The 23,209-nt window shown below is 71.9% G+C and carries 23 protein-coding genes and 1 tRNA gene; 15 read left to right on the plus strand and 9 right to left on the minus strand.

Annotated features, from left to right (window positions below; genetic code table 11):
• Nucleotides 1–247: 247 nt before the first annotated feature.
• The 6 genes from ACZ5FU_RS29865 (at nt 248) to ACZ5FU_RS29890 (ending at nt 4,888) form a co-directional block, all read left to right on the plus strand.
• Nucleotides 248–685 carry a DUF3052 domain-containing protein gene (locus ACZ5FU_RS29865; protein WP_451529694.1) on the plus strand — a complete coding sequence of 146 codons (438 nt, stop codon included), beginning with the start codon at nt 248–250 and terminating at the stop codon, nt 683–685.
• A gap of 203 nt (nt 686–888) precedes the next feature.
• Entirely contained in the window at nt 889–1,344 is a 456-nt protein-coding gene (locus ACZ5FU_RS29870) for a peroxiredoxin (RefSeq protein WP_451529693.1), read from the plus strand.
• 177 nt (nt 1,345–1,521) lie between these two features.
• Nucleotides 1,522–2,097 (plus strand): calcium homeostasis/redox stress adaptation protein, encoded by a 576-nt coding sequence (locus tag ACZ5FU_RS29875; RefSeq protein ID WP_451529692.1) that lies wholly within the window; start codon nt 1,522–1,524, stop codon nt 2,095–2,097.
• 121 nt (nt 2,098–2,218) lie between these two features.
• Nucleotides 2,219–2,794, plus strand: a complete 576-nt coding sequence (locus ACZ5FU_RS29880; RefSeq protein WP_451529691.1) for a TerD family protein — start codon at nt 2,219–2,221, stop codon at nt 2,792–2,794.
• A gap of 80 nt (nt 2,795–2,874) precedes the next feature.
• Complete coding sequence (locus ACZ5FU_RS29885; protein ID WP_451529690.1) at nt 2,875–4,020, plus strand: DUF475 domain-containing protein; 1,146 nt, start codon at nt 2,875–2,877, stop codon at nt 4,018–4,020.
• Between the two features lie 130 nt (nt 4,021–4,150).
• On the plus strand, nt 4,151–4,888 hold the full coding sequence (locus ACZ5FU_RS29890) for a TerD family protein (RefSeq protein ID WP_451529743.1): 738 nt from the start codon (nt 4,151–4,153) through the stop codon (nt 4,886–4,888).
• Between the two features lie 94 nt (nt 4,889–4,982).
• Here the strand turns inward: ACZ5FU_RS29890 and ACZ5FU_RS29895 are convergent, their stop codons facing one another.
• Entirely contained in the window at nt 4,983–5,750 is a 768-nt protein-coding gene (locus ACZ5FU_RS29895) for a TerD family protein (RefSeq protein WP_451529689.1), read from the minus strand.
• A 213-nt stretch (nt 5,751–5,963) separates the two neighbouring features.
• On the opposite strand from ACZ5FU_RS29895, the gene ACZ5FU_RS29900 reads away from it, so the two are divergent.
• Genes ACZ5FU_RS29900 through ACZ5FU_RS29910 form a run of 3 tightly spaced genes read left to right on the plus strand, consistent with a single transcriptional unit; the run spans nt 5,964 to nt 10,501 of the window.
• Nucleotides 5,964–7,130: an HpcH/HpaI aldolase/citrate lyase family protein gene (locus ACZ5FU_RS29900; protein WP_451529688.1), complete on the plus strand. Its 1,167-nt coding sequence runs from the start codon at nt 5,964–5,966 to the stop codon at nt 7,128–7,130.
• 33 nt (nt 7,131–7,163) lie between these two features.
• Nucleotides 7,164–9,692 carry a phosphoribosyltransferase gene (locus ACZ5FU_RS29905; RefSeq protein WP_451529687.1) on the plus strand — a complete coding sequence of 843 codons (2,529 nt, stop codon included), beginning with the start codon at nt 7,164–7,166 and terminating at the stop codon, nt 9,690–9,692.
• Nucleotides 9,692–10,501 carry an HAD family hydrolase gene (locus tag ACZ5FU_RS29910; protein WP_451529686.1) on the plus strand — a complete coding sequence of 270 codons (810 nt, stop codon included), beginning with the start codon at nt 9,692–9,694 and terminating at the stop codon, nt 10,499–10,501. Before ACZ5FU_RS29905 ends, ACZ5FU_RS29910 begins: the two co-directional genes overlap by 1 nt.
• Before the next feature lie 2 nt (nt 10,502–10,503).
• Here the strand turns inward: ACZ5FU_RS29910 and ACZ5FU_RS29915 are convergent, their stop codons facing one another.
• Nucleotides 10,504–10,716 carry an FmdB family zinc ribbon protein gene (locus ACZ5FU_RS29915; protein ID WP_356559505.1) on the minus strand — a complete coding sequence of 71 codons (213 nt, stop codon included), beginning with the start codon at nt 10,714–10,716 and terminating at the stop codon, nt 10,504–10,506.
• 288 nt (nt 10,717–11,004) lie between these two features.
• On the opposite strand from ACZ5FU_RS29915, the gene ACZ5FU_RS29920 reads away from it, so the two are divergent.
• From ACZ5FU_RS29920 to ACZ5FU_RS29930, 3 genes are all read left to right on the plus strand, one after another.
• Nucleotides 11,005–13,209 (plus strand): transglycosylase domain-containing protein, encoded by a 2,205-nt coding sequence (locus ACZ5FU_RS29920; protein ID WP_451529742.1) that lies wholly within the window; start codon nt 11,005–11,007, stop codon nt 13,207–13,209.
• A 47-nt stretch (nt 13,210–13,256) separates the two neighbouring features.
• Nucleotides 13,257–14,540, plus strand: a complete 1,284-nt coding sequence (locus ACZ5FU_RS29925) for a polysaccharide deacetylase family protein (RefSeq protein ID WP_451529685.1) — start codon at nt 13,257–13,259, stop codon at nt 14,538–14,540.
• Between the two features lie 146 nt (nt 14,541–14,686).
• A complete protein-coding gene (locus ACZ5FU_RS29930; RefSeq protein ID WP_451529684.1) occupies nt 14,687–15,862 on the plus strand; it encodes an amidase domain-containing protein in 1,176 nt (391 codons plus the stop codon).
• Nucleotides 15,863–15,888: 26 nt separating this feature from the next.
• Here ACZ5FU_RS29930 and ACZ5FU_RS29935 read toward each other — a convergent pair whose 3' ends face one another.
• From ACZ5FU_RS29935 to ACZ5FU_RS29945, 3 genes are all read right to left on the minus strand, one after another.
• Nucleotides 15,889–16,533 carry a DUF4383 domain-containing protein gene (locus ACZ5FU_RS29935; protein ID WP_451529683.1) on the minus strand — a complete coding sequence of 215 codons (645 nt, stop codon included), beginning with the start codon at nt 16,531–16,533 and terminating at the stop codon, nt 15,889–15,891.
• A gap of 104 nt (nt 16,534–16,637) precedes the next feature.
• On the minus strand, nt 16,638–18,011 hold the full coding sequence (locus ACZ5FU_RS29940) for a hypothetical protein (protein ID WP_469047449.1): 1,374 nt from the start codon (nt 18,009–18,011) through the stop codon (nt 16,638–16,640).
• 74 nt (nt 18,012–18,085) lie between these two features.
• The gene (locus tag ACZ5FU_RS29945; protein ID WP_468642678.1) at nt 18,086–18,856 is read right to left on the minus strand and encodes a DUF4097 family beta strand repeat-containing protein; all 771 of its coding nucleotides are present in this window, start codon (nt 18,854–18,856) and stop codon (nt 18,086–18,088) included.
• A gap of 220 nt (nt 18,857–19,076) precedes the next feature.
• Here ACZ5FU_RS29945 and ACZ5FU_RS29950 point away from each other — a divergent pair.
• Nucleotides 19,077–19,151, plus strand: a tRNA-Val gene (locus ACZ5FU_RS29950).
• A gap of 76 nt (nt 19,152–19,227) precedes the next feature.
• Here the strand turns inward: ACZ5FU_RS29950 and ACZ5FU_RS29955 are convergent.
• A complete protein-coding gene (locus ACZ5FU_RS29955) occupies nt 19,228–19,572 on the minus strand; it encodes a hypothetical protein (protein ID WP_451529680.1) in 345 nt (114 codons plus the stop codon).
• Between the two features lie 109 nt (nt 19,573–19,681).
• Here ACZ5FU_RS29955 and ACZ5FU_RS29960 point away from each other — a divergent pair, with 109 nt between their 5' ends.
• Nucleotides 19,682–20,125, plus strand: coding sequence for a GNAT family N-acetyltransferase (locus tag ACZ5FU_RS29960; RefSeq protein WP_469047451.1), 444 nt, complete (start codon nt 19,682–19,684; stop codon nt 20,123–20,125).
• Nucleotides 20,126–20,196: 71 nt separating this feature from the next.
• On the opposite strand, the gene ACZ5FU_RS29965 is transcribed toward ACZ5FU_RS29960, so the two are convergent.
• A complete protein-coding gene (locus ACZ5FU_RS29965) occupies nt 20,197–21,096 on the minus strand; it encodes a ketopantoate reductase family protein (protein ID WP_469047469.1) in 900 nt (299 codons plus the stop codon).
• Nucleotides 21,097–21,220: 124 nt separating this feature from the next.
• Here ACZ5FU_RS29965 and ACZ5FU_RS29970 point away from each other — a divergent pair, with 124 nt between their 5' ends.
• On the plus strand, nt 21,221–21,478 hold the full coding sequence (locus ACZ5FU_RS29970; protein WP_451529678.1) for a DUF2277 domain-containing protein: 258 nt from the start codon (nt 21,221–21,223) through the stop codon (nt 21,476–21,478).
• Between the two features lie 359 nt (nt 21,479–21,837).
• Here ACZ5FU_RS29970 and ACZ5FU_RS29975 read toward each other — a convergent pair whose 3' ends face one another.
• Together ACZ5FU_RS29975 and ACZ5FU_RS29980 are read right to left on the minus strand one after the other, a co-directional pair.
• On the minus strand, nt 21,838–22,449 hold the full coding sequence (locus tag ACZ5FU_RS29975) for a DedA family protein (RefSeq protein WP_451529677.1): 612 nt from the start codon (nt 22,447–22,449) through the stop codon (nt 21,838–21,840).
• A 232-nt stretch (nt 22,450–22,681) separates the two neighbouring features.
• Nucleotides 22,682–23,137 (minus strand): DoxX family protein, encoded by a 456-nt coding sequence (locus tag ACZ5FU_RS29980; protein ID WP_451776366.1) that lies wholly within the window; start codon nt 23,135–23,137, stop codon nt 22,682–22,684.
• Nucleotides 23,138–23,209 lie beyond the last annotated feature (72 nt).

Consider the following 23,209-nt stretch of genomic DNA (forward strand, 5'->3'; position numbering starts at 1 on the left):
ACCCGTCCGAGTCTCGTACCCTTGGATGGTTCTCAAATACGCAAACGGGGCACATAGGTGTGGTGCACGTCACCCACCGTCCCGATCGCGTGCCTGGAGTTGCGGCGACACCGCCGGGATCGTCACCGTTTCGGCGGTCCGAACCGCCGGGTACTTGCGCGATCCGTCCCGCCCGTGTGGACTACGGCCAATGCTTCGCGCACGCGCGTGGCTGAGTTATTCCCGAAACATGATCAGGAGGCAACCCGTGAGCGCGACCGCGGACCACGCGGAGGAGCGGACGAGCCCTGCCGTCAGGCTGGGGTTCCAGCCCGAGCAGGTGGTCCAGGAGATCGGCTACGACGACGACGTCGACCAGGAGCTCCGCGAGTCCATCGAGGAAGTCATCGGCAGCGACCTGGTGGACGAGGACTACGACGACGTTGCCGACGCCGTGGTGCTCTGGTTCCGCGACGATGACGGCGACCTGACGGATGCGCTGGTGGACGCCACCACGTACATCGAGGAAGGCGGCTCGATCCTCCTCCTGACGCCGAAGACCGGCCGGACGGGGTACGTGGAACCGAGCGACATCTCCGAAGCCGCGACGACGGCGGGCCTGTCGGCCAGCAAGAGCGTCAGCGTGGGCAAGGACTGGAGCGGCAGCCGGCTGGTGACGCCCAAGGCGGCCAAGACCAAGAAGTGACCTCGCCCCCGTGGTGACCCCGTCGAGGCGGCGGGGATCCGCGACGACCCCCCTCTCGACCCCCGTGGACGGGCCGATCCCGCATCGGCCCGTCCACGGGTGCGTGGCGGCCGCTGCGTAGGGTGGTTCCCGGCGTTCCGGGCGGGTTCTCACCCGAATGCCGCAACCGGCTCCGGCGAAGCCCCAGGAAAGGGTTCCAGACGATGGCGATCCAGGTCGGCGACAAGGCCCCCGACTTCGAGCTCAAGGACAACCACGGCCGCTCCGTGAAGCTCTCCGACTTCCGCGGTGAGAACGTCGTCCTGCTCTTCTACCCCTTCGCCTTCACCGGTGTGTGCACCGGTGAACTGTGCGAGGTGCGCGACAACCTGCCGAAGTTCTCCGAGCGCGACACGCAGGTGCTCGCCGTCTCCAACGACTCCATCCACACCCTGCGCGTCTTCGCCGAGCAGGAAGGCCTGGAGTACCCGCTGCTGAGCGACTTCTGGCCGCACGGCGAGGTCTCCCGCGCCTACGGCGTCTTCGCCGAGGACAAGGGCTGCGCGGTGCGCGGCACCTTCGTCATCGACAAGGAGGGCGTCGTGCGCTGGACCGTCGTCAACGCGCTGCCCGACGCCCGCGACCTCGGCGCCTACGTCTCGGCGCTCGACGCGCTCTGATCCCGGCCGCCACGCCCGCACTGCCCGCTCCGCGACCGGTGCCGGGCCGGGCCCGACACCGGTGATTCTTCGGCCCCGGGGCCTGCGAGGGGCGGGAACCCCTCACTAGGATCGAATCGTTGATCCGATATCCGACGCACGAGGGGCTCCCCGCCCCCGGACACCAATGGAGGACTCGTGGGAGTCAGCCTCAGCAAGGGCGGCAATGTCTCGCTGACCAAGGAGGCCCCGGGCCTGACCGCGGTCATCGTCGGTCTGGGGTGGGACGTGCGCACCACGACCGGCACCGACTTCGACCTGGACGCGAGCGCGCTGCTGCTGAACAACACCGGCAAGGTCGCCAGCGACGCCAACTTCGTCTTCTTCAACAACCTCAAGAGCCCCGACGGCTCCGTCGAGCACACCGGTGACAACATCACCGGCGAGGGCGAGGGCGACGACGAGCAGATCAAGGTCAACCTCGCGGCCGTGCCGGCCGAGGTCGAGAAGATCGTCTTCCCGGTCTCGATCTACGACGCCGAGAACCGCCAGCAGTCCTTCGGCCAGGTGCGCAACGCGTTCATCCGCGTCGTCAACCAGGCCGGCGAGGCGGAGATCGCGCGGTACGACCTGAGCGAGGACGCCTCCACGGAGACCGCCATGGTCTTCGGCGAGCTGTACCGGCACGGCGCGGAGTGGAAGTTCCGCGCCATCGGCCAGGGCTACGCCTCGGGCCTGCGCGGCATCGCGCAGGACTTCGGCGTCAACGTCTGAGCCGACCCCGTGGGACGCCGTCCCCCATGACCTGACGGCTTCGTCCGGCGCCGCACCGTTTACGGGCGGCGCCGGACGTGCAGGACAACCGAAGAAGCACCACCAAGGGGAGGACCAGCACATGGGTGTCACGCTCGCCAAGGGAGGAAACGTCTCCCTGTCCAAGGTCGCGCCGAACCTCACTCAGGTGATGGTCGGCCTCGGCTGGGACGCGCGCTCCACCACCGGAGCCCCCTTCGACCTGGACGCCAGCGCGCTGCTGTGCACCGGCGGACGGGTCATGGGCGACGAGTGGTTCGTCTTCTACAACCAGCTCACGAGCCCCGACGGCTCCGTCGAGCACACCGGCGACAACCTCACCGGTGAGGGCGACGGCGACGACGAGTCGCTCCTCGTCGACCTCGGCAGGGTGCCCGCCCAGTGCGACAAGATCGTCTTCCCCGTCTCCATCCACCTGGCCGACGAGCGCGGCCAGACCTTCGGCCAGGTCGCCAACGCCTTCATCCGGGTCGTCAACCAGGCCGACGGCCAGGAACTCGCGCGCTACGACCTCAGCGAGGACGCCTCCACCGAAACCGCCATGATCTTCGGCGAGCTCTACCGTTACCAGGGCGAATGGAAGTTCCGTGCGGTGGGTCAGGGGTACGCGTCAGGACTTCGGGGCATCGCTCTAGACTTCGGAGTCAACGTTTCGTAAAGCCGCGTACGGCGCGGGGGAAACCCACCCCCAGGTTTCGCTTGGGGGGACCGGGGCCCAGAGACAGGATTGGGTAACCAGTGGTTCTGAAAACCTTCGGGTGGTCGTTCGCGGTCACCGCGCTCGGCCTCGTCGCAGCGGTGTTCTACGGGGGGTGGACCGCTTTCGGTGTCGTGGCGATCCTGTCCGTCCTCGAGATCTCGCTGTCCTTCGACAACGCAGTCGTCAACGCCGGAATCCTGAAGAAGATGAACGCCTTCTGGCAGCGCATCTTCCTCACCGTCGGCGTGCTGATCGCCGTCTTCGGCATGCGGCTGGTCTTCCCCGTCGTCATCGTCGCGGTCAGCGCCCAGCTCGGCCCCGTCGAGGCCGTCGACCTCGCCCTGACCGACAAGGACCGCTACCAGGAGCTCGTCACCGACGCGCATCCCTCGATCGCGGCCTTCGGCGGCATGTTCCTGCTGATGATCTTCCTGGACTTCATCTTCGAGGACCGCGACATCAAGTGGCTCGGCTGGCTGGAGCGCCCGCTGGCCAAGCTCGGCAAGGTCGACATGCTGTCGGTCTGCATCGCCCTGATCGTCCTGCTCGTCTCGGCCATGACCGTCGCCACCCACGCCCACCAGCACGGCGGCGCCCACGTCGACAAGGCCGAGACCGTGCTGATCTCCGGCATCGCCGGCCTGATCACCTACATGATCGTCGGCGGTCTCTCCGGCTACTTCGAGGACAAACTCGAGGAGGAGGAGGAACGCGAGCACGAGCAGGAGGAAGAGGCCAAGCGCACCGGGAAGAAGAAGTCCCCGGTCCTGCTGGCCGGCCAGGCCGCCTTCTTCATGTTCCTCTACCTCGAGGTCCTGGACGCCTCCTTCTCCTTCGACGGCGTCATCGGCGCCTTCGCCATCACCAACGACATCGTCCTGATGGCCCTCGGCCTGGGCATCGGCGCCATGTACGTCCGCTCCCTGACCGTCTACCTGGTCCGCCAGGGCACCCTCGACGACTACGTCTACCTCGAGCACGGCGCGCACTACGCGATCGGCGCCCTCGCCGTCCTCCTCCTCGTCACCATCCAGTACGAGATCCACGAGGTCATCACCGGCCTCGTCGGCGTCCTCCTGATCGCCTGGTCCTTCTGGTCCTCGGTACGCCGCAACAAGGCACTCGCGGCCGCCGGCGGAGACGCGGGCTCCGACGAGAAGACCGAGGTCCCCTCCGGGGTGTGATCAGCTTCCCGGTGAGGAACGCTCTGAGCGGGGCGGTCGTCGAGGACAGGTCCTCGGCGCCGTCCCGCCGGTCGTTTCCGGAGGACCGTGCGGGCAGGCGCTTTTTCGGACGTGGGACATGGGGGCGGTAATGGGCTTCTTCGACGGACTGTGGCCCGGCCGGGCCACCGACTTCGACTCGGGCAGCGCGGCGAGCAACGCGATAGAGCTGACCAAACGGCACAGCCAGGTCTCGCTCACCAAGCAGGACGCCGCCACCGGGCACCTGCGCGTCAACCTGGCCTGGCGGATGCGCACCTCCGACTTCGGCGGCCCCCCGCGGGAGAGCCTGCTGCGCCACCCCCTCAAGGCGCTGCGCCCGCCGGAGGTCGTCGGGCACAGTCAGAGCATGGTCAACGTCGACCTGGACCTGGGCTGCCTGTACGAGCTGGCGGACGGGACCAAGGGCGTCGTCCAGCCGCTCGGCGGCCTGCTCGGCGAGATCAACGCGGCGCCGTACGTGAAGCTGAGCGGTGACGACCGGTTCGGGTCGGCGTCCGGCGAGACGATGTACGTCAACCTGGACCACAAGGACGAGATCAAGCGGCTGCTGGTGTTCGTCTACATCTACGACCAGACGCCGGCCTTCGACCGCACGCACGCGGTCGTCACCCTCTACCCGAGCAACGGGCCGCGCATCGAGATAGGCCTCGACGAGCGGCACCCCCAGGCCCGCTCGTGCGCGGTGGTGATGATCGAGAACGTGAAGGGGGAGCTGATGGTCCGGCGCGAGGTGAGGTTCGTGTACGGCTTCCAGGCCGAGCTGGACCGGCTGTACGGATGGGGACTGCAGTGGGGCCGGGGCTACAAGACGAAGGCCGAGCGCTGACCGCCGGCCGCCCCGCCCGCCCCGGACCCGCGGGGCGTCCCGGACCCGCGGGACGCGCGCACCGTCCACGCCGCCCCCGCGGTCCGCGCCGCCCTCACCGTCCGATGAACTGAGGTCCCTGGGGCGGCATGCGGAACTCCCCGGCGGGGGCCGCCCCGGCCTGCTGGGCGTCCGGGTAGCCGTAGCCGTACGTCGGCAGGGAGGCCGGGTAGCCGTAGGCCGCGGCGGGCTGCTGCGGGACGGCCGCCGTGGGCTGCTCGGGCGGCAGCGGCTGGGAGACGCCGGTCGGGGAAGCCGTCCCGGTGTCGGCGGCGGCCTCCTCCGACTCGTCGACGGAGATCCCGAAGTCGGTGGCGAGGCCCTTGAGGCCGTTGGAGTAGCCCTCGCCGAGCGCCCGGAACTTCCAGCCCTCCCCGCGGCGGTACAGCTCGCCGCAGATCAGCGCGGTCTCCTCGCCGGTCTCGGGGCGGATGTCGAAGGTGGCCAGCGGCTCGCCCTCGACGGCCGCGTCGTACAGCAGGATGCTGAGGGCCCGTACGCGGTCGAAGGCGGCGCCGTCCGCCGAAGCGACCAGCAGGATCTGGCCGACGTCGGACTCGACACCGGCCAGATCCGTCTGGATCGTGTCGGTGAGGCCCTCGGCACCCCGCTTCTTGCCGAGCCGCCAGACCTTCCCGGAAGGGTGCCGGGGCTGGTTGTAGAAGACGAAGTCCTCGTCGGATCGCACACGACCCTCGGGGCCGAGGAGCAGCGCGGAGGCGTCGACGTCCGGGACCCCCTGCCCGGGGGTCCAGCGCAGCACGGCCCGCACGGTGGTGGTCTTCAGCGGGACGTTCGACCCTTTCAGCATCGCGTGCGTCATGCGCCCATCCTGCCCTCTCGGTTCTGCTCACGACAATGCGGGTACACGGCGGCCGGTGGCCCCCGACGGGAGAAACCGGCTCGTGCCGGGTTGTGCCGCTCTGCGTTACCTGAAATTCATGACCGGTGGGAACCCACGACATGGGTCTCTACGTACTATTACCGGCCACCTCTTGCCGAATCCACACGCTCGACCTGTACCACGGGGAGTCATATGCGCCATTTCGGGCACCTTGCGCCTGAGGTGCGGCAGCGCCTGTTCCACCGGGAGCCGTGCGTGTTCGACACGGACTCGCCGGCCCGGACGCTGTCCGCCGCCCTCGGGGCCACGCTCTACAGTCCGGCCACCCGGCCCCGGCTGGCCGAGGACATCCTGAAGCAGACCGGGCGCGGCGTGGTGTCCATGGTGCTCTGCCTGGAGGACTCCATCGGCGACGAGGACGTCGCCGAGGGCGAGGAGAACCTCGTCCGCCAGTTCACCGACCTGGCCGCCCGCCCCGGCGTGGAGCCGCCGCTGCTGTTCATCCGCGTCCGCACACCCGAGCAGATCCCGGACCTGGTCCGGCGCCTGGGCCCGGCCGTGCGGCTGCTCAGCGGGTTCGTGTTCCCGAAGTTCACCGAGGAGCGCGGCATCCCCTTCCTGGAGGCCCTGACCGGCGCCGAGCAGGCCGGCGGCCGGCGGCTGTTCGGCATGCCCGTCCTGGAGACGCCCGAGCTGATGTACCGCGAGTCGCGGGTGGAGGCCCTGGAGGGCATCGCCCGCGCCGTCGAGAAGTACCGCAGCCGCGTCCTCGCCCTGCGCCTCGGCGTGACCGACTTCTGCTCCTCCTACGGCCTGCGCCGCGCCCCCGACATGACCGCCTACGACGTCCAGATCGTCGCCTCCGTGATCGCCGACGTGGTGAACATGCTGGGGCGGGCGGACGGCACCGGGTTCACCGTGACCGGGCCGGTGTGGGAGTACTTCCGCGTCCCCGAGCGCATGTTCAAGCCGATGCTGCGGCACAGCCCCTTCCTGGAGGGACAGGCCGTCGAGCTGCGTGAGAAACTGATCGAACACGCGATGGACGGCCTGCTGCGCGAGATCTCCCTCGACCACGCCAACGGCCTGCTGGGCAAGACCTGCATCCACCCCTCGCACGTACCGGCCGTGCACGCGCTGTCCGTGGTCAGCCACGAGGAGTACAGCGACGCGGCCGACATCCTGCGGCCGGAGCGCGGCGGCGGGGGCGTGATGAGGTCGGCGTACACGAACAAGATGAACGAGGTGAAGCCGCACCGGGCCTGGGCCGAGCGGACGATGCTGCGCGCCGAGGTCTTCGGCGTCGCCCGCGAGGACGTCAGCTTCGTCGACCTGCTCGCCGCGGGCATACCCGGCTGAACCCCGACCCACCTCCTGACGACATAGGGACGCATGAACAACGCAGTGAACGACGGGGTCTGGTCCGGGAGCTGGGTCGCCGAGCGGCTCGGCGTCCACCTCGTGGGCGACGACGGGCTGACCGACCTGCTGGGGCTGGCCCTGCGCCGCAACCCCAAGCGGGCCCACCTGCTCGTCTCCCACGTCCTGGGCAAGCACGTCCCCCAGTCGCCGGCGGTGGTGCACGGACACGGCCTCGCCCTGGGCCGCCGGGTGGCGGAACTGCTCGGCGAGGAGGCCGCCGGGGCCGTCGTCCTCGGGTACGCGGAGACGGCCACCGGCCTCGGGCACTCCGTCGCCGACGGCATCGGCCCGGCGCCCTACCTGCACTCCACCCGGCGCCCCGTCCCCGGTGTCGTCCCGGCGGGCGGCTTCGAGGAGTCCCACTCGCACGCCACCTCCCACCTGCTGCTGCCGGAGGACCCCGCGCTCCTGGTCGGCGACGGCCCGCTGGTCCTCGTCGACGACGAGTTCTCCACCGGCAACACCGTCCTGAACACCATCCGCGACCTGCACGAGCGCTACCCGCGCCGCCGGTACGTCGTCGTGGCCCTCGTCGACATGCGCTCCCCGGCCGACGCCGGGCGCCTGGAGGCCTTCGCCCGCGAGATCGACGCCCGCGTCGACCTGGTGACGGCGGCCTCGGGCACGGTCCGGCTCCCGGAGGGAGTGCTGGAGAAGGGGCGGGAACTGGTGGCGCGCCACGAGGCGGAATCCGCGGGGGCGCCGGAGGGCGCCCCGGACGGACCCGCCGCGGGCACGCGGCCGGCCCCCGCCGACGGGCACCCGGACGGCGGGCACCCGGGCGAGGGGCGCACCCGCCCGTGGCTCACCCGCGTCGACCTGCGCTGGCCCCGCGGCCTGCCCGACGGCGGCCGCCACGGCTTCACCCCGCAGCACCGCGCCCTGCTCGAGGACGCCCTGCCCGCGATGGCGGCACGGCTCGCCGAGGCCCTGCCGCCGGACGCACGCCGCGTGCACGTCCTCGGCTTCGAGGAACTGATGTACGCGCCGCTGCGGCTGGCCGGTGAGCTGGAGCGGACCGGGGACGCCGAGGTGCGCTTCTCCACCACCACCCGCTCACCCGTCCTCGCGGTCGACGACCCCGGTTACGCGATACGCAGCCGGATCGTCTTCCCCGCCCACGACGATCCGGCCGACGGCCCCGGCGAGCGCTACGCCTACAACGTCGCGGGCGCCGGCTTCGACGCCGTGGTCGCCGTCGTCGACTCCGTCGCCGACACCCCGGCGCTGCACGCCCCGGGCGGCCTCCTCGACCGGCTCGCCGCGCACACCCCGCACGTCGTCCTCGCGGTCGTGCCCAGTCACGTCCCCGAGCCGCTGTACGTACCCGAAAGGCCCGCCATGCTGCCCGACCCCCTCCGTGGTCCCGCCTTCTCCTCGTACGCGCCCGAGGAGGTCGGCTGGCTGCTCCAGGACCTCTCCGACGTGGCGCTGGAGGCGCCGACCGAGGAGCGCGAGGAGGCCGTCCAGAGCGGCGGTGCGCACTACGCGGAGTCGCTGCCGGTCGAGTACCAGCCCAGCGAGCAGTACCAGGCGCTGTTCCACGCGGCCCTGGAGACGTCCGCGGCCCGGCTGGCGCAGGCCGTCGGCGCGGTGACGGACCTGGTGATCGCCGAGCGGTCCCCCCGCCCGGTGCTCGTCTCCCTGGCCCGCGCCGGCACCCCGGTGGGCGTGCTGATGCGCCGCTGGGCGCAGTACCGGCACGGCCTGGAGCTGCCGCACTACGCGGTGTCCATCGTCCGCGGCCGCGGCATCGACGCCAACGCGCTGCGCTGGCTGGCCCGGCACCACGACCCGGCGGACGTCGTCTTCGTGGACGGCTGGACCGGCAAGGGTGCGATCACCCGCGAACTGGCGGCTGCCATAGAGGAGTTCGAGGCGGCGGGCGGCGCGGCCGGCTTCGACCCGGAGATCGCGGTGCTGGCCGACCCGGGCTCCTGCGTGCGGACGTACGGCACCCGGGAGGACTTCCTGATCCCGTCCGCCTGTCTCAACTCCACCGTGTCCGGCCTGATATCGCGGACCGTGCTGCGCGCCGACCTGGTCGGCCCGGACGACTTCCACGGCGCGAAGTTCTACCGCGAACTGGCCGGCGCGGACGTGTCGGGAGCCTTCCTGGACGCCGTCACGGCCCGCTTCCCGGAGGTCGCGGACGCCGTGGACCAGACGGTGAAGGAGCTGCTCGCGGCCGACCGGGCACCGACCTGGGAGGGCTGGGCCGCGGTCGAGCGGATCAGCGGGGAGTACGGCATCCACGACGTGAACCTGGTCAAGCCCGGGGTCGGCGAGACCACCCGGGTGCTGCTGCGCCGGGTGCCGTGGAAGATCCTGGCGCGGGCCGGGGCGGGCGCCGACCTGGACCACGTCCGGCTCCTCGCCGGCCAGCGCGGCGTACCGGTGGAGGAGGTCGGCGACCTGCCGTACAGCTGTGTGGGGCTGATCCACCCGCAGTACACGCGCGGCGCGACCGGCGCCGACGGCAAGGCGGTGACCCTCTGATGTCCGTGCTGGTGGCGAGCGACCTCGACCGTACGCTCATCTACTCCGCGGCGGCCCTCGCGCTGACCATGCCGGACGCGCGGGCTCCCCGGCTGCTGTGCGTGGAGGTGCACGAGAGCCGTCCGCTGTCGTACATGACGGAGACGGCGGCGCGGCTGCTGTCCGAGCTCGGGGACGCGGCGGTGTTCGTGCCGACGACCACCCGGACCCGCAAGCAGTACCAGCGCATCAACCTGCCGGGACCGCCGCCGGCCTACGCGATCTGCGCGAACGGCGGCCACCTGCTGGTCGACGGGGTGTCCGACCCGGACTGGAAGGCCGTGGTGGACGCGCGGCTGGCCGACGAGTGCGCGCCGCTCGCGGAGGTGCAGGCGCACCTCGCGGCCTTCGCCGACCCGCTCTGGCTGCGCAAGGAGCGCATCGCCGAGGACCTGTTCGCCTACCTGGTGGTGGAGCGCGAGCTGCTGCCCGAGGAGTGGGTGAAGGAACTGGCGGTCTGGGCGGAGAACCGCGGCTGGACCGTGTCGCTCCAGGGCCGCAAGATCTACGCCGTGCCCAAGCCGCTGACCAAGAGCGCGGCCGTGCGCGAGGTGGCCCGCCGCACCGGCGCCGAGCTGACGCTGACGGCCGGCGACTCCCTGCTCGACGCCGATCTGCTGCTGGCGTCGGACCGGGGCTGGCGCCCCGGCCACGGCGAGCTGCACGAGGCGGTCTGGACGGCGCCGCAGGTCACGGCGCTGCCCGAGCGCGGGGTGCTGGCGGGAGAGCGGATCCTGCGGGAGTTCCTGAAGGGCGCCCGCGGGGAATAGGGTCAGCCGCAGCAGCCCCCGCCGCAGCAGCCGCCCCCGCCGCCCGCCTTGGGCGCGGGGGCGGAGACCGTGCCGCCCACGGCCACGGTGGACAGGAGCTTGACGGTGTCGTCGTGACCGGCGGGGCAGTCGGCGGGCGCGGCGGACTCCGCCATGGGGCGGCTCAGTTCGAAGGTGTCGCCGCAGGTCCGGCAGCGGTACTCGTAGCGGGGCATGCGGACAGATTAATCGCTGTACGGGAGGAACCGGTTCCCCTTGTTTCGGCGTTGTTCACTTCTGTCGATTTCTTCTGTGGAGAACCTGCGAAGAGCGCTGGTAATTTGAGAGCGCCGCGATGAACCGCGAGGTTGGGGGATTCAGGGTTCGCCGACACCGTGACGGCAACCATGTCGGACCCTCGTACGTCTGTACGTCTGCCTACGCGAGCAACACCTAGTGCGGAGGGAGACATCGTGACCCAGGCGGGGCAGGGGGAGGAGCCCCCGGAGCCGGCCGACGCCACCATGCAGCTGAAGGTTCCCGCCTCTTTCAAGGCGGACGAGACCATGCAGTTGCGGGTGCCACCGGAAGGCATACCGGGCAGCGCGGACGGCCCGGACATATCCGATCCGTCCGGCACGTCCTCTCCGTCGGGAGAACGGCGGAAAGGCAGGAAAGCCCCCCGCCCCTCCGCGCGTTCCCGGTTCGCCGCCGCCGTCGGTCCCCGGCTGGCGCCCCTGGTCGCCTTCCTCGCCCCGCACGTGACGCGCCTGGCGGCCTTCCTCGCCCCGTACGCGCGCCGGATGCGCCCGCAGTACCCGCGGCCCGGCCGCACCGGCTGGCGCCGCTGGATACCCTCCTGGCGGCAGTCGCTCGCAGGCGTCCTCGCCTCCCTGGGCCTGAGCACCCTCTTCCTGGTCGTCGCCTACGCCGCCACCGACGTCCCGGACAACCTCAACACCTACGCCACCCAGCAGGACAACGTGTACTTCTGGGCCGACGGGACCCCCATGGCCCGCACCGGCTGGGTGCAGCGGCAGGCGATGCCGCTGAAGGACATCCCCGAGGACGTCCGCTGGGCGGTCCTGGCCGCGGAGAACGAGAGCTTCTACAGCGACCCCGGCATCTCCTTCAAGGGCCTCAGCCGCGCCCTGTTCCGCACCGTCGGCCAGGGCGACACCCAGGGCGGTTCCACGATCACCCAGCAGTACGTCAAGAACGTCTACCTCAACCAGGAGCAGACGGTCCGGCGCAAGTTCACCGAAGCGATGATCGCCCTCAAGCTCGACAACCAGATGAGCAAGGACGACATCCTGGAGGGCTACCTCAACACCAGCTGGTTCGGCCGCGGCACCTACGGCATCCAGCGCGCCGCCCAGGCCTACTACGGCAAGGACGTCAGCGAGCTGAACGCCAGCGAGGCGGCCTTCCTCGCCGCCCTGCTCAAGGGCGCCGGCCTCTACGACCCCACCCTGAACAGCGCCAACCGCGCCCGTGCCGTCGAGCGCTGGACGTGGACCCTGGACCGGATGGTCGCCATCGGCAAGCTCTCCGGGGCCGAGCGGGCCACGTACACGAAGTTCCCCGAGCCGCTCAAGAGCAATCCGCTCTACGACACCGGTGAACAGAGCGACTACCTCGTCGAACTCGCCTCCCAGTACGCCAAGAAGGCCGCGAGGATCGACGACAAGGACTTCGACCTGGGCGGCTACCAGATCTACACGACCTTCGAGAAGGACCGCGAGACCCAGCTCACGCAAGCCGTCACCAAGGCCCGCCAGAAGGCGCTGAAGGACGACCCGAAGAACGCCAGGACCGCCCACTACGGCGCCGCCTCGGTGGCCGCCGACGGCCGGATCCTCGCCGTCTACGGCGGCCCCGACCACCGCACCCAGGGCTACAACGAGTCCAACGCCACCACCGTCCCGGCCGGTTCCGCCTTCCTGCCCTTCGTCTACGCCGCCGGTCTGGAGCACGGCGTCCACAAGACGCGGGACGGCGAGGTCACCCCGGTCACCGGGGAGACCGTCTACGACGGCGACGACGACGTGCCGGTGACCACGCCGGAGGGGCCGTACTGGGACCGCAGCGGCAAGAAGGTCTCGGCCCGCAACGACGACGACAAGTCCTACGGGCAGATCTCCCTGCACCGGGCGCTGGCCCTGTCGGTGAACACGCCGTTCATGCAACTCGGCATGGACACCGGCCTGGACAAGGTGCGCGACACCGCGAAGGCGGCCGGACTGCTGCCCTCCAGCCTCGGTGCCCAGGTGCCCGCGTTCTCCCAGGGCAGCTCCACCCCCAGCGCCATCCGCATGGCCAGCGGCTACTCCACCTTCGCCGCGGCCGGCAAGCACACCGAGCCGTACTCCGTGCGGCAGGTCACCCACAACGGCACGAAGGTCGCGCTGACCCTCCCCAAGCCGGTCCGCGCGATCGGCGCCGACACGGCCGAGGAGGTCACCTCCGCCCTCACCGAGGCCTTCCGCACCGCCCACCCCGGCGCGGCACCCGAGAGCGCGCAGGTGGCCGGGAAGGCCGGCACCACCCAGGACGACAAGGCCGCCTGGTACGTCGGCACGCACAAGGCCGTCTCCACCGCGGTCGTCGTCTACCGCATCGACCTGGCGAAGAGTCTCGAACCGCTGCCGCTGGAGGGCATCGACGGCACGGCGGACGACCGCGTCCCCTACGGCATCTGGTCCAGAGCCATGAGCCCGCTCGGCTGACCCCAGGCCGCACCGCAGCCCCCGAACCCCTCGAGAATGAGCCGCACATGACGCCACCGTCGGGCCGCCGTCGCAAGGCCCGGGCAACGAACCGCCCCGCCGCCGCCCATCCGGGCTTCCTGAGCCTGGCGGCCTTCCTCGTGGTCGCCTCGCTGGTGGCGGGCTACCTGGTGCTGAGCCGTACGGACAACACCGCGCCGACCGCCTCCGCCGGCAAGGGGGGCAAGGCGACGGCGTCCTCGGGAGAGGAACCGGAGTGGGACGGCAAGACCGAGGTCCTGGGGGACGGATCCACCTCGTACACCGGCCCGCAGAAGGGCACTCTCCAGCCCGTGCCGCTCAAGCCCGGTGAGAAACCGCCCCAGTTCGTCGTCTTCTCCTGGGACGGCGCCCTGGCCGGCGACGACGGGCTGTTCACCCACTACCGGGAGCTGGCGCGCGAGTACGACGCGCACATGACCTTCTTCCTCACGGGCATCTACCTGCTGCCCAAGGGCAAGGCCGACCTCTACAGCCCGCCGCAGCACCCCAAGGGGTCCGCGGCGATCAGCTTCCCCACCGACGAACACGTCCGCACCACCCTGGAGGACCTCGCCGAGGCCTGGAAGGAGGGCAACGAGATAGGAACCCACTTCAACGGCCACTTCTGTGGGGCCAAGGGCGGCGGCGACTGGAGCGTCGAGGAGTGGAGGAGCGAGATCGACCAGTTCTTCGACTTCGCCGAGAAGTGGAAGACGAACACCGGCTACACCGACATGGACCCGCTGCCCTTCGACTTCAAGAAGGAGGTGGCCGGCGGCCGCGCCCCCTGCCTGGAGGGCCAGGCCAACCTGCTGAAGGCCGCCAAGGGCTACGGCTGGCGCTACGACGCCAGTTCGGCCGGCGACTTCCAGATCTGGCCCACGAAGAAGAACGGCATCTGGGACTTCCCGCTCCAGATGCTCCCGTACGAGGGCGGCAAGTACCAGGGCCTGTCCATGGACTTCAACTTCCTCTACAACCAGTCCGAGGGCGAGACCGAGGGCGATCCCGCCCAGTACCCGAAGTGGCAGCAGGAGACCCTCGACACCTACATGGCCGGCTTCAACCGCGTCTACTACGGCAGCCGGGCCCCGCTGTTCATCGGCAACCACTTCGAGGAGTGGAACGGCGGCATCTACATGAAGGCGGTCGACGAGGTCATCAAGACCGTGTGCGTGAAGAAGGACGTCAAGTGCGTGTCCTTCAAGGAGTTGGCCGACTGGATGGACGTCCAGACGCCCGCCACCCTGGAGCGGCTGCGCACCCTCGACCCCGCCCAGTCGCCGGACTGGTCGACCGTCGTCCAGTGAGCGGCCCGACACGGGACGTCGTCGCGCAGTGACGGTCCTATAACTCCCGCACCCGGACTGCCGCCCCCTCTTCACACGAGCCACACATGGCATGCGAAGATGCGCTACCCCGGCATCCAGCCGCCGGGGCAAGAGGGGAAGCATCAGTGAAGTCAAGGAAATTGAGCCGTACGCGGCGTCGCGCCGCGATACTCGGGGCGGCCGCCACCTCCGTCGTCGCGGGAGTGGCCCTGCTGCCCAACTGGAGCGCCGGCGCAGCGGTCGTCGACGACCCCAAGGTGGACGCCCGGACCAAGGCCACCTTCCAGCGCCTCGCCGACGCGGTCTTCACCGACCGCACCGAAGCCCTGGTCGACGGGAAGCGGAACAAGCACGGAAAGCCGTTGACCGACGGTTTCTCCGGTGACGTGAAGCTGTCGTCGAAGCAGAACCGCGCCCAGGACGCCGCGCTGTCCTCGCTGGACCAGCGCAAGGAGCGGCTCGCCCAGCTCGGCGAGAAGTACAGCAAGGGCAGCACCACCGTCACGCTGGACGCCACCAACGTGAAGGGCCGCAAGGCCAAGGTCGCGGTCACCGAGACCACGACCCTCACCTACGAGAAGGTCCGCGGCGACGAGCCGAAGGCCACCGGGTTCCAGGCCCACCACGAGCTGACGTTCACCGCCGACCGGCACGGCGACTGGCAGCTCACCGGCATCCGCGACACCGACGAGGGCCTCGCGGTGAACCAGACCGCCAAGCCGCCCGTCGCGCCCACGGTGGCCGCCACCACCAGCACCACGCCGTCGGCCCCCAAGGCGTCGACCTCCTACCCCGGTCCGGCGAAGGCGAAGAACTTCACCGCCAGCGGCCTCGACTACAAGGCCATGGCCGCCTACGCCAAGCAGTACTGGTCGAACTACAACCCCGCCTACCCCAACTTCAACGGGCAGGGCGCGGGCGGGGACTGCACCAACTTCGTCAGCCAGGCCCTGAAGGCGGGCGGCTGGAAGCACATCCCCGGCTACGTGTACGACTACACCAAGTGGTTCGGCAACGCCGACATCCAGTCCGACTCGTTCGTCGGCGTCAACGAGTGGTCCTGGTTCGCCCAGAACTCCCAGCGGACGACCTCCCTCGCCAACGTCTACCAGCTGGACGTCGGCGACGTCCTCCAGGTCGACTTCGACAAGGACGGTTCCAAGGACCACACCATGATCGTCACGTCCCGCAGCCAGGGCGTGCCGTACGTGACGTACCACTCCACCAACACCTACAGCAGGTCGGTGGCGAGCATCATCGCGTCGTACCCGACCGCCTCGTACTACGCCTACCGCACCTGACGGGACGCGGCACCCGGTCGATCCGGTCAGGGCCCCGGCGGGCCCTGACCGCGCCGGGACGCCCGCGGGGAGGCCTCCCCGGACGCCTCCCGGGACGTGATCCGGGGCGCCCCGGGGGACTCCCCCGGGAACTGCTCCCGCCGTTCCTGGTGACGGTCCCGTTCCTCGGCCATGTCGGGGTGACGGGCCCGCCAGTACGGGTTGTCGTGCGGCAGGGCCGAACCGACCCTGCCGTACATCCCGAACACCAGCAGCAGGATGCCGATCACGAAGCTGAGCATGCAGTTCTGGATCTCGAACGCCAGGAAGTTGTAGTCCGTCTCCAGCAGCCCCATGTTCAAAAAGCCGCTGGCCACGAAGAGCACGCCGAGGACCATGTTCAGCGTGGAGGCGAAGTTCCCGCCGATCACCATGCCGACCAGGAGCAGCAGGCCCACGGCGACCGACAGCCAGCTGAGCGCGCCGTTGGTGTTCAGGCTCCAGACGGTGTCCCCGCCGGTGTCGAAGAAGCCGATCCGGTCGATGATCCCGAAGATCCCGAAGACCAGCAGTCCGCCGCCCATCAGGCCGGCGCCGATCCGGTAGACCCTGTTCAGGCGGTGGTCGACGGGCAGGTGGTCGTCCAGCCTGATCCGTTGTCGAGTCCCCGAATGCGTGAGGTGGGTGGCCATCTCCGCCTCCCTCCGGAAGCGTCGCGCGAGCCGAGTCGTCCGCCCCTCCAATATCCGCCCGACGCGCGCCGACGGCAACGCCGGCCGCGGTGGGCGGCCCGCGCTCAGTGCCCGGCGCCGCGCTCCTCGCGGATCCGGGTCACCACGGAGGCCACGGCGTGCCGGACGGCCTCCGTCTCCGTCAGGAAGTGCCAGTAGTCCGGGTGGCGGCCCTCCAGCGTGGCGATCGCCCGCTCCAGCCGGGCCACCGCCTCGTCCAGCGGCCGCGCGTCCCGCGGGTCGGGGGTGTGGCGCCCGGCCATCGCCAGCCGCTGCGCGTCGCGGATCGCGAAGCGGGTCCGCTCGATCTCCTGCCGCGGGTCCTTCTGCACGGCGTTCAGCCTGGTCAGCCGGTCGCCGGCGGCCGAGACGGCCTCGTCGGTGGAGTTCAGCAGCGCCCGCGCCGTCGACAGCAGCGCGGTGGCGTCCGGCCAGCGCTGGGCGTCCCGCGCCCGCTGCGCCTCGGCGAGCTTCGCCTCCGCCCGCCGCACGTGCTCCACGGACCGGTCGGGGACGTGCTGGAGGTCCTGCCAGCAGGCCGCCGTGAAACGCCGGCGCAGCTCGCTCAGGATCGGCTCGACCTGCTCCGACCGGGTCGTCAGCGCCTGCGCGCGCGTGCGCAGCGACACCAGCCGGTGGTCGATCTCGGCGGCCCTCTCCGGCAGCCGCTCGGCCTCCGCCCGGACCGCCCCGGCCTCGCGGGAGACCCGCTCGGCGCGCTCCAGGGTGTCCGGTACGCCGTGCCGCCCCGCGCCCTGGTTCAGCCTGGTCAGCTCCGGGGCGAGCGCGGCCAGCCGGGCGGCGAGGTCGTCCGCCGCCAGTCCCGTCCCCCGGACGGCGTCCAGCGCGTTCGACGCGGCCAGCAGGCCCTGGCGGGCCCGCTCCACGGCGGGCGCGAGCCGGGCCAGCTGGGCCTCCGCCGTGCCCAGCAGCGGTCCGAGACCGTCGGTGAAACGGTCCAGCTCGCCCTTGACCCGGACCAGTTCGTCCTTCGCGCGGCTCAGTTCGCCGCGCGCCCGCGCGGCGACGGAGGCCTCCAGGTCGTCCCGGTCCAGGTCGTGGGCGTCGACGGCCTGGATGTACTGGTGGCTGGCCTCGTCGATGCGCCGGCCCAGCGCGTCGAAGTCGGCCACCGCGCGCCGGGCGGCCGGCGAGGCGTCGACCGCCGTGATCGTCTCGATCGAGATCCGCAGGTCCCGCTGGGCGGTGTCCAGTTCGTAGAACGCGGCCGCCGCGGCGTCCTTGGCGGCCTGGGCCTCCGCCCGCTGGCTCTCCGCCCGGCCGCCGAACCACCGGCGGGTGCCGCCCCCGGCGAACGCGGCGGGCAGCAGGAGGACGGCGGCGAGGGGGAGGACGGCGAGTGCGAGGGCGTCGCCGAGCGCCCTCGGACGCGCGTGCGGCACCGACGGCGGGTACGGCTGCGCTGGTGTCGCCGTCACATCCCTCTCCCGTGCTGTGATCCGCCCTGCCCGGAGTCATTCTCCCACCGGTTGATGACGAACACACGGGCCGGTCAGTTCGCGTTCCGCACGGTGACTTTCCCGTCGCCGCTGCGCGCGGACACCACGTGCCCGCTGGAGTCGTCGCGGGGCACGGACACGTCGACCGAACCGTCCCCGGTGCGGGCCGTCACCTTGTAGACGGCCCGCGGCAGCTCGATCGTCACCGATCCGTCGTCGGTGGCGGACTCCACCCGGTCCGGCACGGCCGCCAGGTCGAGGTGGACCGAACCGTCCTGCGTGTGCGCGCTGATCCGGCGCGAGGAGACCTGGGCCCGCACCGCCCCGTCGTCGGAACGCAGGTCCAGCGGCCCGCTGGAGTCGGTGACCCGCACCGAGCCGTCGGCCGTGCGGATGCTCAGGGCGTCGCGGAAGCCCCGCGCGCGGACGCTGCCGTCGTCCTCCTCGACCTTCACGGCGACCCCGCGCGGCACCTCGATGCGGTGCTTGGCCGAGCAGTCGGCGACCACGCCCGAGCAGTGCGTCCGCAGCACCAGTCGGTCGTCCTTCATCGACCAGGAGACCTCCGGTTCGTCGCCCACGAGGACCGAGGCGTCGAACCAGCGGGTGACCTGGACCGTGCCCCGCCGGTGCTCGTCCGAGGCGACGATCTCCAGGGCCGAGTCGTCGGAGTCCACGGTGAGGGTGGTGCCCTCCAGGGCGAAGGCCCGGTGTTCGGGATGCGCGTCGTCCCCGGCGGAGGAGCAGGCGCCGGCGGTGGCGGCGAGCGCGAGGGCGGCCCCCGCGGCGAGCGCCGTACGGATGCGGACGGTGGAACGGGCCATGATGATCTCCCCCTGCGACGGGCACCGGCCCGCGTGGACGCCACTGTTCTCGACCCGTACGACGCTAGGCGGCGGCGTTCCGCCCGGGGATCCGGCGGCCTCCCGGATCCGGGGTGGGGCTAACCCCCGGGCGCCGCCGCGCCCTTCGCCCGCACCCCTCGCCTCCCGGTACGGGTTTGCGGGGCACGGCCCCGGGCGATGTAGGCTGTCCACTCGTCCTGGGTGCGTAGCTCAGGGGTAGAGCGCCTGCCTTACAAGCAGGATGTCGGCGGTTCGAAACCGTCCGCGCCCACCAGGCAGTGCGAGAGGGCCCCCGGGATCTTCCCGGGGGCCCTCTCGCACGTCCGGGCGCGCCGCGCCCCGGCGCCGGCTCAGGCCCTTTCGTCGGGCGGCGCCTCGTGGGCGCGCTTGAGGCGTGTGCGGGCCTCCACGCGGTCGGCGGCGGTCACCTCCGCCCAGAAGCGGTGACCGGAGACGAACACGGCCAGCTCGTGCTCGCGCCGGCGCAGTTTCTCCACCTCCGCCTGTTCGTCGGCCGTCCAGCCGGGGGAGGCGGGGCGCTCCACCTTGCGCCAGCCGCTGTCGTCGCTGAAGCCGTCCAGCGGCTCGACCGACCAGGGCAGCCGCTTCAGCAGGGCCGACAGGTCGGCCCGGACCTGATGGAGCTCCTCCTGACCGGCGCGCAGGTCACTGGGAAAGTCGTAGGTCGTAGCCACGCCGCAATAGTACGCCTGTTCGAATTTGGGTCGCGAGTTTCTCAGGGGGGTTCATTCGTTCGAATGAACACGGGGGAGTGCTGTCGGACCCTGGCCCTACGGTGGCGGCATGGACGTCACCGATGTGGAGCGGGTGCGGCCGGTGCCCTGGGCGCAGGACGACTTCTGGCTGCTGGAGCGCAACAACAGCCCCGAGATGACCTGCCACTTGGGCGGTCCCGAGTCGGCTGAACAGCTGACCGCCCGTCACCGTCGCCACCTGGAACTGGACTCGGGGCGGATGTACCGGGTCGTGCTGGACGGCGGTGGGGAGACCGTCGGGTCGATCGGCTACCGGGAGCGGCTCTGGCGGGGGGAGCCGGTCCGGGAGACGGGATGGGGGGTGCTGCCCGAGTTCCAGGGGCGGGGACTCGCCGCGCGGGCGGCCCGCGCGGTCGTCGAGGTCACCCGCCGGGCCGCGCGGGACACCGGGGGGCACCGGACCCTGCACGCCTTCCCGGGCGCGGACCACCCCGCCTCCGACGGGGTGTGCCGCAGCGCGGGGTTCACCTAGCTGGGCCAGTGCCTCTTCGCGTACCCGAAGGGGCACTGGAACACGTCCGACGACTGGTGCGTCGACCTCCGTCAGTAGCCCGCTTCCCGCAACTCCCCGACCAGGCGCGCCGCCACCGGTACCGGCACCCCGTGCCGCTCGGCCGCGCGGAGCAACGCCCCGCCGATCGCGTCCAGTTCCAGGGGGCGGCCGGCTTCCGCGTCACGCTGCATGGACGACCTGGTGGCCGGCGGGAAGGCGTCGTAGCGGGCGAGTGCCGCCGCCGGGTCGGCGGGGGCGCCGCAGGCGCGGCTCACCGCGGCCGTCTCCGCGACCAGGGCGGCCAGGTCCTCGCGATGGCGCGTCCTGACCTCGCCGAGGGGCAGCGCGTGACGTGTCGTCAGAAGGGCGAGGGGGGCGAGGAACGCCATCTTCGCCCACAGCGCGGCCGTCTCGTCCGGCAGGACCCGGGTCGTCGGGCCGGCCTCCGCCAGCGCCCGCGCGAGGCCGTCGAGGCGCGGGCGGGGGACCCGGTCACCGGCGAGGTCGATCTCCGCGAAGGGACTGGTGTGCTCGATCACGCCCGGGGCGACACGCGTGGACTCGACGCGGACGACGGCCGGGGCGACGGCCTCGGGGCCGTACCGGGCGCGCAGGGACGCCGGGTGTTCGACGCCGTTCAGGAACGGCACGAGGAGGGCATCGCCGACGGCGGAGGCCGGGACGCGCTCCAACGCCGCGTCGAGGGCGGTCTGCTTGACGGTGATCAGGACGGCGTCGACGGGGGCGCGGAGCGCGGTGTCCGCCGCGACGGGGGCGGTGAAGTCGCCGAACGGCGCGCTGCGCACCCGCACGCCGTGGGTGCGCAGACGGCCGGCCGTGTCCTCGCCGGACAGGCAGACCACGCGGTGGCCGGCGCGGGACAGGAGTCCGGCGAGGAGGCCGCCGATGCCGCCGGGACCGAGGACCGCCAGGGTGAGCTTGTGCGTCATGGTGCCGCTGTTCCTCTCGTCGGTCGGCCCCGGACCGGTGGCCGCCTCGGAGGTGATCATGGCAGGGGCCGGGAAACGGGGGAAGGGGGCGACGGACCGGGCCGCGCGGGGCGAGACTGGGGGCATGTGCCGCAGCATCAAGACGCTTCGTCCGCCCGCGCTGCCCGAGGAGGCCACGGAGGACGAGATCCGGGCCGCCGCCCTCCAGTACGTGCGGAAGGTGTCCGGCTTCAGGACGCCGGCCGCGCACAACCGGGAGGTGTTCGAGCGGGCGGTGGAGGCCGTGACCGAGGCCACGGCGGAGCTGCTGGCCGGACTGGAGGTGCGCGGAGCCGCATCACGCGGAGCCGCGCCACACGGAGCCGCGCCGGGCGCGGGCTGACGCCGCGGTCCGGCCGCGCCGTCGCCGACGGGCTGCGGCCTACGGCCTGCGGGCGGCGGGCGGCGGGGCAAGGGAGTGACCGGGTGACCGGGTGGCGGGACGGCCGGGTGCGTCGAGCGGGCCGGCCGTGATGCCCCCGGGCAGGCCGTCCCGTCGGGCGGCTCACGCGGGGCCGGCGCCGCCGGGTGCCCCCGTGCGGCGCGGCTCGTCGGCCGGGAACCCGGCGCCCGCCCGTGCCGCCCTGCCGTCGGGCGGCCGCGGGAAGCCGATGCCCCCGCGGCGGCGGCAGGGCGACCCGGCCCGTCCGGCGGCAGGGCCTCTCGCGGACCGGCCGGGTGCCCGGGGCCGGGCCCCGGCGGCTACGCCGGAGACCGGCGCATCAGGTACGCCGCTCCCGAGCCCGCGGCGAACAGGGCCAGGAAGGACACCCCCGTGGCCAGCCAGGTCGCCCCGAGCCAGTGCGCGCCGAAGTAGCCGAGGGCGACGCTGTACGCGGCCCAGGAGAGGCCGGCCAGGGCGGACCAGGGCAGGAAGTCGCGGACGCGGCGCTGCGCGGCGCCCGCGATGAGCGAGACGACGGACCGGCCGGCCGGGGCGAACCGCGCCAGGACGACGAGTGCGCCGCCGCCCTCGGCGAGGGCCCGGCCGAGACGTTCCTGCGCGGTGGTCAGCCGCCGGGAACGCGAGATCGCGCGGTCCAGTCGTGCCCCGCCGCGCCGGGCGAGGCGGTAGGCGGCCAGATCGCCGAGGACGGAGGCGGTCGCCGCGGAGAGGATCAGCGCGAGGATGTCGGGCACCTCGTGCGGCAGCCGCCCGGTCGCCGCCCCCGATCCCGCCGCCGCGGCCGTCGCCGCCGTGATGACGAGCACGCCGCTGGGCAGCACCGGAAGGAACACGTCGAGGAGGACCGACAGGGCCACCAGCGCATAGATCCATGGGGCGCCGATCAACGCCCCCACACTCTCGAACACCGCGAAACTCCCCGTCGTCTCCCCCGTGCGGCCGAACCGTGCCGCTGTGTCGCGGGGGAGCGGCAGGTGCGGCCAATGACAGCCATACAGCGTACGCCCGAGGTGTGACAGGAGCTTCACGGGGGGCTCATGTGTTCACCACGGCGTGTTCACACGAGTGCGCTCCGTCCGCGCCCGCGGGCGTCCCGCGCGGTTCACGCGAAGGACGTCCGCGGGCCGGTCGCCCGCGGGATCAGGCGGCGACGGGGGCCTGCTCGGCGGCCGGCTCCCGGTCCGCGCTCGCGCGCCGGGAGAACAGCCGGTCCACGCCGAGCGCGCCGGAGCCGGTGAACACCAGGAGCAGGAAGGCCCAGCAGAACATGGCGGAGGCCTCGCCGCCGTTCTCCATCGGCCACAGCGCCACCGACTGGTGGACGTCGAAGTAGGCGTACGCCATCGAGCCCGAGGCGAGGAAGGCGGCGGCCCGGGTGCCGAGGCCGAGCAGCACCAGGCTGCCGCAGACCAGCTGGATCACGGCCGCGTACCAGCCGGGCCAGGTGCCGGCGTCGACGGTGCCGCCGTCGCTGCCGGCCGCCCCGCCGAGGACGCCGAAGAGCGAGGCGGCGCCGTGGCAGGCGAAGAGCAGGCCGACGACGATGCGGAACAGGCCGATCGCGTACGGCTGCGCGCTGTCGAGACGAGCGGACATGTGGGGGGTGCTCCTTCGGTGGGGACGTGCGGCGCGCCGTGGGGTGGGCGGGCCGCGTGGGGACGGCGGTAC

It is taken from the genome of Streptomyces sp. NPDC031554 (assembly GCF_055580685.1).

Coding starts and splice junctions, on each gene's coding strand:
- ACZ5FU_RS29870 (WP_451529693.1), top strand. CDS start 889: ATGGCGATCCAGGTCGGCGACAAGGCCCCCGACTTCGAGCTCAAGGAC.
- ACZ5FU_RS29880 (WP_451529691.1), top strand. CDS start 2,219: ATGGGTGTCACGCTCGCCAAGGGAGGAAACGTCTCCCTGTCCAAGGTC.
- ACZ5FU_RS29890 (WP_451529743.1), top strand. CDS start 4,151: ATGGGCTTCTTCGACGGACTGTGGCCCGGCCGGGCCACCGACTTCGAC.
- ACZ5FU_RS29895 (WP_451529689.1), bottom strand. CDS start 5,750: ATGACGCACGCGATGCTGAAAGGGTCGAACGTCCCGCTGAAGACCACC.
- ACZ5FU_RS29900 (WP_451529688.1), top strand. CDS start 5,964: ATGCGCCATTTCGGGCACCTTGCGCCTGAGGTGCGGCAGCGCCTGTTC.
- ACZ5FU_RS29905 (WP_451529687.1), top strand. CDS start 7,164: ATGAACAACGCAGTGAACGACGGGGTCTGGTCCGGGAGCTGGGTCGCC.
- ACZ5FU_RS29910 (WP_451529686.1), top strand. CDS start 9,692: ATGTCCGTGCTGGTGGCGAGCGACCTCGACCGTACGCTCATCTACTCC.
- ACZ5FU_RS29915 (WP_356559505.1), bottom strand. CDS start 10,716: ATGCCCCGCTACGAGTACCGCTGCCGGACCTGCGGCGACACCTTCGAA.
- ACZ5FU_RS29920 (WP_451529742.1), top strand. CDS start 11,005: ATGCAGCTGAAGGTTCCCGCCTCTTTCAAGGCGGACGAGACCATGCAG.
- ACZ5FU_RS29925 (WP_451529685.1), top strand. CDS start 13,257: ATGACGCCACCGTCGGGCCGCCGTCGCAAGGCCCGGGCAACGAACCGC.
- ACZ5FU_RS29935 (WP_451529683.1), bottom strand. CDS start 16,533: ATGGCCACCCACCTCACGCATTCGGGGACTCGACAACGGATCAGGCTG.
- ACZ5FU_RS29945 (WP_468642678.1), bottom strand. CDS start 18,856: ATGGCCCGTTCCACCGTCCGCATCCGTACGGCGCTCGCCGCGGGGGCC.
- ACZ5FU_RS29960 (WP_469047451.1), top strand. CDS start 19,682: ATGGACGTCACCGATGTGGAGCGGGTGCGGCCGGTGCCCTGGGCGCAG.
- ACZ5FU_RS29965 (WP_469047469.1), bottom strand. CDS start 21,096: ATGACGCACAAGCTCACCCTGGCGGTCCTCGGTCCCGGCGGCATCGGC.
- ACZ5FU_RS29970 (WP_451529678.1), top strand. CDS start 21,221: ATGTGCCGCAGCATCAAGACGCTTCGTCCGCCCGCGCTGCCCGAGGAG.
- ACZ5FU_RS29980 (WP_451776366.1), bottom strand. CDS start 23,137: ATGTCCGCTCGTCTCGACAGCGCGCAGCCGTACGCGATCGGCCTGTTC.